The 13109-nt window shown below is 64.2% G+C and carries 10 protein-coding genes; 8 read left to right on the top strand and 2 right to left on the bottom strand.

What is annotated here, in order from left to right; genetic code table 11:
* Window positions 1-130 precede the first annotated feature (130 nt).
* The 6 genes from KVT37_RS07770 (at window position 131) to KVT37_RS07745 (ending at window position 5930) form a co-directional block, all read left to right on the top strand.
* Window positions 131-946, top strand: coding sequence for an ABC transporter ATP-binding protein (locus KVT37_RS07770; RefSeq protein ID WP_112096965.1), 816 nt, complete (start codon window positions 131-133; stop codon window positions 944-946).
* A 56-nt stretch (window positions 947-1002) separates the two neighbouring features.
* Complete coding sequence (locus KVT37_RS07765) at window positions 1003-1800, top strand: transporter substrate-binding domain-containing protein (protein ID WP_217571325.1); 798 nt, start codon at window positions 1003-1005, stop codon at window positions 1798-1800.
* A gap of 195 nt (window positions 1801-1995) precedes the next feature.
* Window positions 1996-2661: an ABC transporter permease gene (locus KVT37_RS07760; RefSeq protein WP_217571856.1), complete on the top strand. Its 666-nt coding sequence runs from the start codon at window positions 1996-1998 to the stop codon at window positions 2659-2661.
* Window positions 2661-3470: an ABC transporter permease gene (locus KVT37_RS07755; protein WP_217571323.1), complete on the top strand. Its 810-nt coding sequence runs from the start codon at window positions 2661-2663 to the stop codon at window positions 3468-3470. Before KVT37_RS07760 ends, KVT37_RS07755 begins: the two co-directional genes overlap by 1 nt.
* Window positions 3471-3565: 95 nt before the next feature.
* Window positions 3566-4567 (top strand): Ldh family oxidoreductase, encoded by a 1002-nt coding sequence (locus KVT37_RS07750; protein WP_217571321.1) that lies wholly within the window; start codon window positions 3566-3568, stop codon window positions 4565-4567.
* Window positions 4568-4946: 379 nt separating this feature from the next.
* A complete protein-coding gene (locus KVT37_RS07745) occupies window positions 4947-5930 on the top strand; it encodes a complex I NDUFA9 subunit family protein (RefSeq protein ID WP_217571319.1) in 984 nt (327 codons plus the stop codon).
* 186 nt (window positions 5931-6116) lie between these two features.
* Here the strand turns inward: KVT37_RS07745 and KVT37_RS07740 are convergent, their stop codons facing one another.
* Window positions 6117-7487: a cytochrome P450 gene (locus KVT37_RS07740; protein ID WP_217571317.1), complete on the bottom strand. Its 1371-nt coding sequence runs from the start codon at window positions 7485-7487 to the stop codon at window positions 6117-6119.
* Between the two features lie 243 nt (window positions 7488-7730).
* Here KVT37_RS07740 and KVT37_RS07735 point away from each other — a divergent pair, with 243 nt between their 5' ends.
* Window positions 7731-8303 (top strand): NADPH-dependent FMN reductase, encoded by a 573-nt coding sequence (locus KVT37_RS07735; protein ID WP_217571315.1) that lies wholly within the window; start codon window positions 7731-7733, stop codon window positions 8301-8303.
* Window positions 8304-8545: 242 nt separating this feature from the next.
* Window positions 8546-11017: a DNA topoisomerase (ATP-hydrolyzing) subunit B gene (gyrB, locus tag KVT37_RS07730; protein WP_217571312.1), complete on the top strand. Its 2472-nt coding sequence runs from the start codon at window positions 8546-8548 to the stop codon at window positions 11015-11017.
* A 693-nt stretch (window positions 11018-11710) separates the two neighbouring features.
* Here the strand turns inward: gyrB and KVT37_RS07725 are convergent.
* The gene (locus KVT37_RS07725) at window positions 11711-13108 is read right to left on the bottom strand and encodes an NAD(P)(+) transhydrogenase (Re/Si-specific) subunit beta (protein WP_217571310.1); all 1398 of its coding nucleotides are present in this window, start codon (window positions 13106-13108) and stop codon (window positions 11711-11713) included.
* Between the last annotated feature and the right edge of the window lies 1 nt (window position 13109).

Genomic DNA, 13109 nt, shown 5'->3' with positions numbered 1-13109 from the left:
CGTAATGTGCGGGATTGACGGGCTCGCGCTGTCGGGTCCATGCTGAAGTCTGGAGCGGGCAGTACAGCGTAATGTTGATTAGCCGGATAGACGTTCGACGACCTGCCGTCGACCATATAGAGGTCACCCGGTGAGCGCGGTGGACGCTGCCGCAGTCCGATCCGGCGAGGCGCAAAACAGCGCCGCAGAAGCCATCCACGTCGAAAACCTGCACAAGAAATTCGGCCAGCTGCACGTGCTGAAAGGCGTTTCGCTGTCGGCGCGCGACGGCGAGGTTGTCGCGATCATCGGCGGCTCCGGCTCCGGCAAATCGACGCTGCTGCGTTGCATCAACTGCCTTGAGAATCCGACCAGCGGCATCATCCGGGTCAATGGCGAGGAGATCAAGCTCAAGGCCGACAGCCACGGCCACACGGTTCCGGCCGACCGCCGGCAGATCGAGCGCATCCGCTCCCGGCTCGGCATGGTGTTCCAGAATTTCAATCTCTGGAGCCACATGACCTTGATCGAGAACGTCATCGAGGTTCCGGTGCATGTGCTCGGCGTCAAGCGCGACGAGGCGATCGCCCAGGCCGAGAAGCTGCTTGCCCGCGTCGGCCTGGCGGAGAAACGCGACGTCTATCCGGCTTTCCTGTCCGGCGGGCAGCAGCAGCGCGCCGCGATCGCGCGCGCGCTGGCGATCAATCCGCGCGTCATGCTGTTCGACGAGCCGACGTCGGCGCTCGATCCCGAGCTCGTCGGCGAGGTGCTGAAAGTGATCGGCGACCTGGCGCGCGAGGGGCGCACCATGGTGCTGGTGACGCATGAAATGAAGTTCGCCCGCGAGGTCGCGACGCACGTCGTCTATCTCTACAACGGGCTGGTCGAGGAGGAAGGTCCGCCGGAACAGCTGTTCGGCGCGCCCAAATCCGAAAGGCTCAAACAATTCCTCCGCAATGTCGGCTAGGAACCGGCATCAAGCGGGGCGAAAACCGGGAACAACAACAAACTGGGAGTCCTGACATGAAGACTGTTCTCAAGACATTCGCGGCGGCGCTGCTCCTCGGCGTTGCAGCGATGGGCGGCGTGGCAAAGGCCGAGCAGGTCAAGATCGGCGTCGCCGCCGAGCCATACCCGCCCTTCACCTCGCCCGACGCCAGCGGCAAATGGGTGGGCTGGGAGATCGACTTCGTCGACGCCGTCTGCGCTGAAGAAAAGCTCGACTGCGTCATCACCCCTGTCGCCTGGGACGGCATCATTCCGGCGCTGACCACCAAGAAGATCGACGCCATCGTCTCCTCGATGTCGATCACCGCCGAGCGCGAGAAGACGATCGACTTCTCGGACAAGTACTATAACACCCCGACCGCCATCATCGGACCGAAGGACCAGAAATTCGGTGCCACGCCCGACGATCTCAAGGGCAAGGTGATCGGTGTCCAGGTCTCGACCGTGCATGCGGTGTACGCCAAGAAGCATTTCACCGGCGCGCAGGAGATCAAGGAATACCAGACGCAGGACGAAGCCAACAACGATCTGGCCGCCGGCCGTCTCGACGCTGTTCAGGCCGATTCCATCGCGCTCGGCGAATTCCTGAAGTCGGACCAGGGCAAGGCCTGCTGCGATCTCAAGGGCATGGTGGCCCCGGACGACGAGGTGCTTGGACCGGGCGTCGGCGCCGGCATCCGCAAGGAAGACACCGCGCTGAAGGAAAAGTTCAACGCCGGCATCAAAGCGATCCGCGCCAACGGCAAATATGACGAGATTTCGAAGAAGTATTTCGACTTCGACATCTATGGCGGCGCCCCGCAGTCGAACTGAACCCTCTCGCAAATGAGTGAGGGCATGGCGTCCGCGCCATGCCCGATCCTTGCAACGCACGCCTGCCGCTGACCTGGCCGTCAGTGGCTTGCCAGCAATTCGGGGGCAAAACTGATCGACGCGCTTCTTCCGGCCACGGCTGCCGGCATCATCGAACTCCTGTCGCCCGTCTCACCCGGCTGGGGCGGCACGTTGCTGGTTGGATTGCTGCATTCGCTCGAGATCGCCATCGGCGCCACCTGCCTCGGCCTGATGATCGGCACCGCCGGCGCCTTCGGCAAGCTCTACGGCGGCCCGGTGACCCGCGATCTGCTCGCAGTCTACACCACCGTCGTACGCGCCGTGCCGGAACTGGTGCTAATCCTGCTGCTCTATTACGCCGGCACCGACCTCATCAATCAGGTGCTGACGGCGATGGGCTACAGCCGTGTCGACATCAGCGGACTGGCGGCCGGCATTTTCGTGCTCGGTTTCGTCCAGGGCGCCTATTCGACCGAGGTCATCCGCGGCGCGATCCTCGCGATCCCGCAGGGTCAGATCGAAGCCGCCCGCGCCTATGGCATGTCGCCAGGCCTGATGCTGCGGCGCATCACGATTCCCGCCATGCTGCCTTTCGCCATTCCTGGTCTCGCCAATCTCTGGCTGATCGCTACCAAGGATACGGCGCTGCTTGCCGTCGTGGGTTTCAATGAACTGACGCTGGCGACGCGGCAGGCGGCAGGCGTCACCAAGGCCTATCTGCTGTTTTTTCTGGCAGCCGGCACGCTTTACCTTGCCGTGTCGCTCCTTTCCAACTTGAACATCGGCCGCATCGAAGCCTGGTCGCGACGCGGCATGCCTTCGGTCAATGAGGCCCGCTGATGACCGGAGAGGCCGCCGCAATCAACGTCGCGGCGCGCGCGTCGCTGTGGCTTCAGCCGCACCGCATCGTGCTGATCCTCATGGCTCTTGCGCTGGTCTTCTGCGCCGCCTTCTTCATGCGCTGGGACTGGCTGCCGCAATATTGGGAAATGGGCCTGATGGGCATATGGCGGGCGCTGTGGATCCTCGCCGTCACTTGCGCGCTTGGCTTTGCGCTGGCCGTCCCGCTCGGCCTGGCGCAGGCGGGCGGACCGTTCTGGTTTTCCGTGCCTGCGAAAATTTTCTGCACCATCATCCGCGGAACGCCGCTGCTCCTGCAGCTCTGGCTGCTCTATTACGGGCTCGGATCACTCTTTCCGCAATATCCGTGGATCCGAGAATCGTGGATGTGGCCGTATCTCAGGCAAGCCTGGCCCTATGCGGTGGTGGCGCTGACCTTGTCCTTCGCCGGTTATGAAGGCGAGGTGATGCGCGGCGCCTTCGCCGGCGTGCCGAAAGGTCAGTTGGAAGCAGCCCGGGCCTTCGGCATGAGCCGCTGGAAAATCTTCCGCCGCATCTGGCTGCCGCAAGCCTTCTACCGCGCGCTGCCGACCCTGACCGGCGAGACGGTGCTGCAGTTGAAGTCGACGCCGCTGGTGGCGACGATCAGCGTCATCGACATCTTCGCCGTCTCGTCCAAAGTGCGCCAGGACACCTATCTGACCTACGAGCCTTTGCTGCTTCTGGCGCTGATCTATATGACGATCACCGGCATCCTGGTCTTCGTCTTCAGCCGGATCGAGGCGCGGATTCCGGTGAAGATCGGATAAGTGAGTAGTGAATAGTGAGTGGTGGGTAGTGGGCCGCTTGCTGGTTTTACCCTACTGACTACTCCCTATTTCCTACTCACTCAGGAGCAGCCCTGATGCAACTCACTCTCGATCAGGCAACAGGCTTATGCCGGATGGCGGCGCTCGGCGCCGGCGCCAATGAAGAAGCGGCGCAGTCGCTGACCGCCTCGATCATCGCGGCCGAAGCCGAGGGCCTGTCGACGGTGGGGCTGTCGCATTTCATCGATTATCTCGAAGCGCTCGAGGCGGGCCGCATCGACGGCAATGCCGATCCGGTGATCACCAGGCCGGCGCTCGCGGTCTATCTTTCCGATGCGCGCGGCGGGCTTGCCCATACCGGTTTCGACCGCACCATCGATGACCTGGTCAAGGCTGCAAAACTGTTCGGCGTCTCGATCTTTTCGCAGAAGAATGCCTATACATGCGGCGCGCTCGGCTATTTCACCGGACGGCTGGCCGAGCAGGGGCTGGTGTCCTTCGCAGCCACCAACGGGCCGGCGGTGCTGGCCGGCTCGGGCTCGATCAAGCCGGTCTATTGCACCAACCCGATGTCCTTTGCCTCGCCCGCAGCCGATGGGCCGCCGCTGGTCATCGACCAGTCGTCGAGCGCCACAGCCTTCGTCAACATCCGCAAGGCGGCCGAGGACGGCAGGAAAATCCCCGAGGGCTGGGCGCTGGATGTCAGCGGCAACCCGACCACCGATCCAGCGGCGGCGATGAAGGGCGCGATGCTTGCCTTCGGCGGCCAGCGCGGCGCCAACATCGCGCTGATGGTCGAGGTGCTGGCCGCGGGCATTTCCGGCGCCAACTGGTCGCTCGACGCGCCCTGGTTCACCGGCGGGCCGGACAGCCCCGGCACCGGGCTCTTCGTTCTTGCCATCGAACCCAAGCTGCTCGATCCGGACTTCGAGCAGCGCATGAAGGACCAGCTCGACCGGCTGCGGCGGCGCTTTGGCGTGCACATCCCCGGCCGCTCCCGCGCCGAGGCCGCGGAGAAGGCGAAGGCGCGCGGCATCGCCACGTCCAAGGCGGTGGTGCAGCGCATTTCGGAATTCGCCGAGCGGTATTCGGCTTGATTTTTTCGGCGCGGTTGAACCTTTTCCCGACCTGAAACGACCAATATCCGGCACCCCACGTCGCGAGCCGTTTGGTTGGCTTCGTCCGGCTCGCGGTTGGCGGCGCCGCGCCGGGCGTTCAGGGCGGGGGCGGGCGTGCTTGCTTCACGCCACCTTGATACCGTCTCAGGTCAGGCCGCCTCGTTGGACCCTGCTTCGGCGTGGACACTGCCCGGAAAACCCCGCTTCGGCGGGGTTTTCTGTTTTCCTCGAACGCGGCGGAGCGGCATTCCGGGCAAGTTCAAAAACAAGGCAGCGGCGACCTCCGGTCGCTCTTTGCCTTTGGCGAGAAACGGATTAAGAAACGGCTTCAGCCAGCCATTCGCGCGCGGAGCCAGTCATGACCGAAATCCTGCAGACCCCCAAGCTCGTTGTCGTCTTCGGCGGCTCGGGCTTCGTCGGTCGCCATGTCGTGCGGGCGCTGGCCAAGCGCGGCTACCGCATCCGGGTCGCCTGCCGGCGGCCCGACCTGGCCGGCCATGTGCAGCCGCTCGGCAATGTCGGCCAGATCCAGCCGGTACAGGCCAATGTGCGCGTGCGCTGGTCGATCGACCGCGCCGTGCAGGGCGCCGACCATGTCGTCAACCTCGTCGCCATCCTGCACGAGAGCGGCCGCCAGAAATTCGGCGCCGTGCATGATTTCGGCGCGCGCGCCGTCGCCGAGGCCGCGCGCTCGGTCGGCGCCGGCCTTACCCACATCTCGGCGCTCGGCGCCGACCTCAATTCGCCGTCCGGCTACGCCCGCACCAAGGCGCTGGGCGAGAAAGCCGTGTTCGATACGATCGCCGACGCCGTCATCTTGCGGCCGTCGATCAATTTCGGACCGGAAGACGCCTTCTTCAACCGCTTCGCCAACATGGCGCGCTATTCGCCGGTGCTGCCGCTGATCGGCGGCGGGCAGAACAAGTTCCAGCCGGTCTATGTCGGCGACGTCGCCGAAGCGGTGGCGCGGTCGGTCGACGGCAAGGTCAAGGGCGGCCAGATCTATGAGCTCGGCGGGCCGCAGGTGCTGACCTTCAAGCAATGCATGGAAGAGCTGCTGATGGTGGTCGAGCGCCGTCGCCTGCTGGTGCCGGTGCCGTTCTGGGTGGCGAACATCCAGGCCTCGATCCTCCAGCTCTTGCCCAATCCGCTGTTGACCAAGGACCAGGTGCTGCAGCTGCGCGAGCACAACATCGTCTCGGACGAAGCCGCCAAGGCCGCCAGGACGCTTGCCGGCCTCGGCATCCAGCCGCAGGCGATCGCCACGATCCTGCCGAGCTATCTGTGGCGCTTCCGCGCCGCCGGCCAGTTCCAGCAGCGCCGGCCGATCGCCAACCGGTAACCCTGTCTCTTTGTTTCACGCAATTCCGGACGGAAAACCGCTTCACACTTTTCCTGGAATTGCTCTGATTTGTTTTACGCAATTCCGGACGGAAAACCGCTTCACACTTTTCCTGGAATTGCTCTGATTTGTTTTACGCAATTCCGGACGGAAAACCGCTTCGCACTTTTCCTGGAATTGCTCTGATCAGCCGCGACGCGAAACCTGCATCGGCAGGCCGCCCTGCGGCTGCGTGGTGAGCTTCTGCACCGGCCATGGCCGGGTCTCAGCCGTCACATCGAAGCGGAAGCGCGACAACAGGATCGCGAGCGCGATGATCGCCTCCTGCATGGCGAAGCTGGCGCCGATGCACACGCGCGGGCCGGCGCCGAACGGCAGATACTGGAAGCGGTCGATCTTGTCGCGGTTTTCCGGATGGAATCGCTCCGGCATGAAGGCGTCAGGCCTGTCCCACAGCTTGCGGTGGCGATGCACGACCCAGGGCATCACCAGCACGGCGGCATATTTCGGGATGTAAAGGCCGTTCCAGGTCTCCGGCTCGATCGGCTCGCGGTTGATCGACGGCGCCGGCGGATAGAGCCGCAGCGCTTCTTCGAAAGCGGCGCGGGTGAACGGCATGGCGTCCAGCCACTTCGTCGGATCGGGCTCGCGGGCCAGCACCGCGTCGATCTCCTGCTCGACCTTGTCGCGTTCCCACGGCGCCTCGGCCAGGCAATAGATCGTCCAGCCCAGCGCCCGCGCGGTCGTCTCATGGCCGGCGCCGATGAAGGTGATGATGTTGTCCTCGACTTCCGCGCGGGTCAGCCCGTCCGGTCCCTCGGCGTGCAGCAGAAGCGTCAGAAAATCCTGCGGCACGCCGTCGGGATCGCGCTTCATCCGCTCTTCACGCATCTTCACGGTGTTGGCGACGATGTTGCGGAAATATGCCATGGTCTTGCGACCGCGGATGCGGGTCAGCCGCGGCAGCCACTCCGGCGCGCGCAAGAGGTCGAGCGGGTCGACGCGGCCCATGGTCTCGAACAGGCGGTCGATCTCCTTGGCGAAGCTGCCTGGCTCGCCGGCGATCTCGCCCGAAAACAGCGTCTCGGCCAGGATGTCATAAGTGAGCAGCGTCATGTCGTGGGCGATGTCGGACGTGCCACCCGCCTCGTAGCGGGTGACGAACTCCAGCGTGCGCTTCAGCATCGGCGCGGCGAAGCCGAAGATGTGGCGCGGCGTGAACACCGGCGCCATCGCCTTGCGCGAGCGCTTCCAGACCTCGCCCTCGGCGGTGAGCAGGCCATCGCGCAGGATCGGGCGCAGGATCAGCTGGCGCACCGTCGCCATCTTGTAGTTTTTGGCGTTGTCGATCAGCACATGGCGGATGAGGCCGGGATCGTTGGCGACGATCAGATGCCCACCGATGCCATTCGCCGAAATCCAGGGCTCGTTGTAGGTATGCTCGCCCCAGAGCTCGAGCGGGTTGCGGTAGACGATGCGCATCATCTCCAGCGTCGACGGCGGCTCGGTGCGCGGCTTCGGCGCCGGCGGCACGAAGGGGGCGGGCTTGGTGTCCATGGGGCATGCTCCGCTGACAGCGGCAAATGTAGTGCCGGGCGAAGCCGGCGTCCATGTGACCGAGCGGCATATCCAGTCTCTGCTTTTGCGCATTCCGGATGGAAAACCGCTACGCACTTTTCCTGGAATGCCCCAGGCCACCCCGCCTCGCCGGAATGTGACCTGCACCTGCAAAAGCATGCTTGTTGCCGGCGGCGGCTTACGTTAGTCACCAACGGATACCGTCAAGCAGGGAGCCCGCACGTGAAACATCGCCTGGACATCATCATCGGCAGCACGCGGCCGGGACGCGCCGGGCCGATCTTCGGCGAATGGCTCGCGGGCTTCGCGCGCGAGCATGGCAAGTTCGAGCCGGTGCTGACCGACATCGCCGCGTTCGACCTGCCGATGCTCGACGAGCCGCATCATCCGCGCCTGCGCAAATACGAGAACGACCATACCAAGGCGTGGTCGCAGGCGATCGATGCCGCCGACGCCTTCGTGTTCGTGGCGCCGGAATACAATTACTTCGTGGCGCCGGCGATCGTGAACGCCATCGACTATCTGCTGCATGAATGGCGCTACAAGCCGGCCGCGATCTTCAGCTATGGCGGCGTTTCCGGCGGCCTGCGCGCCGCGCAGGCGCTGAAGCCGCTGCTGACCTCGGTCGGCGTCATGCCGATCCCGGAAGGCGTGGCGCTGCCCGCCTATAGGACGCTGCTCGACAAGGATGGTGCGTACCATCCGAGCGAGTATGTGCTGCAGGGCGCCAGGACGATGCTCGACGAGCTATTCCGCTGGAGCGAGGCGCTGAAGACGCTGCGTGTCGCCGAATAGGCACCAGGAAGGCAATTGTCAGGCCGCGCTTAGGCGCGGCTTATGCGTCTCATCGACCCTTCTCGGCGGAACGCCGGGGACCGTATCCGCGCCAGGCGTTGAAAGGCCTTGCCGCCAAGCCGGCAAAATGCCCGCAAACCTTGGAAAAGCAGCCGTTTGCGCCTATATCTAGGACATCAAAACGGCGCGATTCGGGGGCATTTTTCCGCGCTGTATCTGCAGCATCAATCAAACAGGTTTTCATGAGCGATCAGACCGAAAGCGCCAATGGCGCGGAAGCCGAGTACGGCGCCGATTCCATCAAGGTTTTGAAGGGGTTGGATGCCGTGCGCAAGCGGCCGGGCATGTATATCGGCGACACCGATGACGGCTCGGGCCTGCATCACATGGTCTATGAGGTGGTGGACAACGCCATCGACGAGGCGCTGGCCGGCCACGCCGACCTCGTCTCGGTGACGCTCAACCCCGACGGTTCGGTGACCGTCATCGACAATGGCCGCGGGATTCCCACCGATATCCACCCCTCGGAGGGCGTTTCGGCGGCCGAAGTGATCATGACGCAGCTGCATGCCGGCGGCAAATTCGACCAGAACTCCTACAAGGTGTCGGGCGGCCTGCATGGCGTCGGCGTCTCGGTGGTCAACGCGCTTTCCGCCTGGCTGAAGCTCAAGATCCGCCGCAATGGCGAAATCTTCGAGATGAGCTTCACGCATGGCAATGCCGACGCGCCGTTGAAGGTGACGGGCACCTACGAGCAGAACAAGCAGCCCGGCACCTATGAAGGCCGCAGCGGCAGCGCGATCACCTTCTTCCCGTCGGCCGAGACCTTCACCATGGTCGAGTTCGACTACAACACGCTGGAGCACCGGCTGCGCGAGCTCGCCTTCCTCAATTCCGGCGTGCGCATCGTGCTGACCGATGCCCGCCATGCCGACCTGGTGCGCCACGAGTTGCACTATGACGGCGGGCTGGAGGAGTTCGTCAAATATCTCGACCGGGTGAAGAAGCCGCTGATCGAGGCGCCGATCGCCATCCGCGCCGAGCGCGACGGCATCACCGTCGAAGTCGCAATGTGGTGGAACGACAGTTACCACGAGAATGTCCTGGCCTTCACCAACAACATCCCGCAGCGCGACGGCGGCACGCATCTGGCCGGCTTCCGCGCGGCGCTGACGAGGCAGATCACCGGCTATGGCGAATCCTCCGGCCAGACCAAGAAGGAAAAGGTCTCGCTGACCGGCGACGACTGCCGCGAGGGCCTGACCGCGGTTCTCTCGGTCAAGGTGCCGGATCCGAAATTCTCCTCGCAGACCAAGGACAAGCTGGTCTCGTCCGAAGTTCGCCCGGTGGTGGAAAGCCTGGTCAACGAGGCGCTCGGCACCTGGCTGGAAGAGCATCCCAGCGAAGGCAGGGTCGTGGTCGAGAAGGTGATCCAGGCGGCCGCCGCCCGCGAGGCCGCGCGCAAGGCGCGCGACATCACGCGCAAGAGCACGCTGGGCGTCACCTCGCTGCCCGGCAAGCTCGCCGACTGCCAGGAGCGCGATCCGGCCAAGTCGGAAATCTTCATCGTCGAGGGTGACTCGGCCGGCGGCTCGGCCAAGGGCGGCCGTTCGCGCCAGAACCAGGCGATCCTGCCGCTGCGCGGCAAGATCCTGAACGTCGAACGGGCGCGCTTCGACCGCATGCTCTCCTCCGACATGATCGGCACGCTGATCACCGCGCTCGGCACCTCGATCGGCAAGGACGAGTTCAACGCCGACAAGCTGCGCTACCACAAGATCATCCTGATGACGGACGCCGACGTCGACGGCGCCCACATCCGCACGCTGCTGCTCACCTTCTTCTTCCGGCAGATGCCGGAGCTGATCGAGCGCGGCCACCTCTACATCGCGCAGCCGCCGCTCTACAAAGTGACGCGGGGCAAAAGCTCGCAATACCTCAAGGACGAAAGCGCCTATGAGGAATATCTGATCGAGTCGGGCCTCGACGAAGCTTCGCTGGCGCTCGCCTCCGGCGAGGTGCGGACTGGGCAGGATCTCCTCAGCTCAGTCAGCGATGCGCTGGCCGTGCGCCAGCTGATCAACGGGCTGCACACGCGCTACAATCGCAGCGTCGTCGAGCAGGCGGCGATCGCCGGCGCGCTCAATGCCGAAGGGCTTGCCGATCTCGGCCGCGCCAACGCGATGGCCGAGCGCGTCGCGCAGCGGCTGGACATGATCGCCGAGGAGACCGAGCGGGGCTGGACCGGCCGGCTGTCGACCTCCAATGACGGCTCCGGCGGCTATGTGTTCGAGCGCACCGTGCGCGGCGTCAAGGATGTGGTCCAGCTCGACGCCGGGTTGATCGCTTCGGCCGATGCCCGCCAGCTCGACCGCTACGCGCCGCGCCTTTCGGAAGTCTACGGCGAGCAGCCTACGCTGCGCCGCAAGGAGACTTCGGAGCTGCTTTCCGGGCCGCTGGCGCTGCTCAACGCGGTGTTCGCTTCCGGCCGTAAGGGCCTCACCATGCAGCGCTACAAGGGCCTTGGCGAGATGAATGCCGAGCAGCTCTGGGAAACCACGCTCGACCCGAATGTGCGCTCGCTGCTGCAGGTCAAGGTCAATGACGCGACCGACGCGGACTCGCTGTTCTCTCGGCTGATGGGCGACGAGGTGGAGCCGCGGCGCGAGTTCATCCAGGACAACGCGCTCTCGGTCGCCAATCTGGATATCTGAGCCTCGTTGTCCAAGACTCAGACGTTCGCCTGGCGTAAAGAAGTTCACGATCTGACGGCTGCGAAACCTCAGAGCGCGCGACCGCTCCGCGGAACAACGCCAAGCGCTGGCGCGGATAGTACCGTGCCAGGTGTGGCGGGGAAGTTATTCGGCCCCAGATTTTCGCGAGCGAACGTCGGCGCCTGCGTGACTTTGTGTCCGGCGCTCCTGGCGCAGCCTTTTCAACGGAGCGAGCCTTTCGCGCAGAGCTTCCATTCTCGCGACTTTTTGCCCGAAAGTAAGTCCAGCCAATTCGCGACGTCCCGCAGCCTTTCGAGTGAGGATATCGGAAATATCTGGATATGCTTTTTTGGTCTCTGCCATGGCCAGAATTTACCACCACCCCCATTGGTTGCCAACGTCGATCCACTTTTCCTTGAGTCCATGGCGCGTCAGGACGTCGTCCAGAGCATCGCTGTCATAGGCTTGGCTTTCGACAAAAGCAGCCATTCGCATGTGGCGACCGCACCGCCTATCGCATAGCGTTCGATCACGCCGGCAGCGACCATCTCATTCAATATTTCAAGCGTCTTCGCATGGCCATCGTGTCGATTCCTATTGCGAGAGGCTAAATCTAGTGGCGTGCGGCGCGAGCTCCAACCGCAAAAAACCCGGCACGAGGCCGGGCTTGTGCGGATGCGTGCTGGCGGCCGATCAGTGGTCCATCGCCTTGACGATTTCCTCGGTCATCTTCTTGGCGTCGCCCAACAGCATCATGGTGCCGTCCTTGTAGAACAGCGTGTTGTCGATGCCGGCATAGCCGGAGCCGAGCGAGCGCTTGACGAACAGGCAGGTGCGGGCCTTGTCGACGTCCAGGATCGGCATGCCGTAGATCGGCGAGGACTTGTCGTCGCGCGCGGACGGGTTGGTGACGTCGTTGGCGCCGATGACATAGGCGACGTCGGCCTGCGCGAATTCGGAGTTGATGTCCTCGAGCTCGAACACCTCGTCATAGGGCACGTTGGCTTCGGCCAGAAGCACGTTCATATGGCCGGGCATGCGGCCTGCCACCGGATGGATGGCGTATTTGACCTCGACGCCGTTGGCCTTGAGCTTGTCGGCCATTTCGCGCAGCGCGTGCTGCGCCTGGGCGACCGCCATGCCGTAGCCCGGCACGATGATGACCTTCTGCGCGTTCATCATCAGATAGGCGGCGTCGTCGGCCGAGCCCTGCTTGACGGTGCGCTCGATGCCGTCATCGACCGCGGCCGCGGTCTCGCCGCCGAAGCCGCCGAGGATGACCGAGATGAAGCTCCGGTTCATGCCCTTGCACATGATGTAGGACAGGATCGCGCCGGACGAGCCGACCAGCGCGCCGGTGATGATCAGCGCCAGGTTGCCGAGGGTGAAGCCAAGTGCCGCGGCAGCCCAGCCCGAGTAAGAATTCAGCATCGACACCACGACCGGCATGTCGGCGCCGCCGATCGGGATGATCAGGAGTACGCCGAGCACCAGCGAGGCCAGCACGATCAGCCAGAAGACGAGCTTGGCTTCGGTGGTGACCAGAAGCACGATCAGGACCACCAGTGCTATGCCGAGCGCGATGTTGATCAGGTGCCGGCCGCCGATCATGATCGGCTTGCCCGACATGCGGCCGTCGAGCTTCAGGAAGGCGATTACGGAGCCGGTGAAGGTGATGGCGCCTATGGCGACGCCAAGGCTCATTTCGATCAGCGCTTCGGCGTGAATGTTGCCGGCCGTGCCGATCTTGAAGCTTTCCGGCGCGTACATGGCGGCGGCCGCCACCATGACGGCGGCAAAGCCGACCAGAGAGTGGAAGGCAGCGACGAGCTGCGGCATCGAGGTCATGGCGATGCGGCGCGCGGTGACGGCGCCGATGCCGCCACCGATGGCGAGACCAAGCACGATCAGGCCGAAGCTCCCGACCGACGGGGTCGCGTAGGCGAGCGTTGTGGCAATGGCGATCGCCATGCCGATCATGCCGAAGAGATTGCCCCTGCGGCTGGTGGTCGGATGCGAGAGGCCGCGCAGCGCCAGGATGAACAGGATGCCGGAGACCAGATAGAGGAAGGAAGCGAGATTGACGGTCACG

It is taken from the genome of Mesorhizobium sp. GbtcB19 (assembly GCF_019091085.1).
In the GTDB taxonomy this organism is placed as follows: Bacteria; Pseudomonadota; Alphaproteobacteria; order Rhizobiales; family Rhizobiaceae; genus Mesorhizobium.
This window is presented reverse-complemented; position numbering and strand designations above follow the sequence as displayed.

Bases quoted from the DNA above. Each gene is read 5' to 3' on its own strand.
- KVT37_RS07740 (WP_217571317.1), bottom strand. From the start codon at position 7,487: ATGGACACCAAGCCCGCCCCCTTCGTGCCGCCGGCGCCGAAGCCGCGC.
- KVT37_RS07750 (WP_217571321.1), top strand. From the start codon at position 3,566: ATGCAACTCACTCTCGATCAGGCAACAGGCTTATGCCGGATGGCGGCG.
- gyrB (WP_217571312.1), top strand. From the start codon at position 8,546: ATGAGCGATCAGACCGAAAGCGCCAATGGCGCGGAAGCCGAGTACGGC.
- KVT37_RS07765 (WP_217571325.1), top strand. From the start codon at position 1,003: ATGAAGACTGTTCTCAAGACATTCGCGGCGGCGCTGCTCCTCGGCGTT.
- KVT37_RS07755 (WP_217571323.1), top strand. From the start codon at position 2,661: ATGACCGGAGAGGCCGCCGCAATCAACGTCGCGGCGCGCGCGTCGCTG.
- KVT37_RS07745 (WP_217571319.1), top strand. From the start codon at position 4,947: ATGACCGAAATCCTGCAGACCCCCAAGCTCGTTGTCGTCTTCGGCGGC.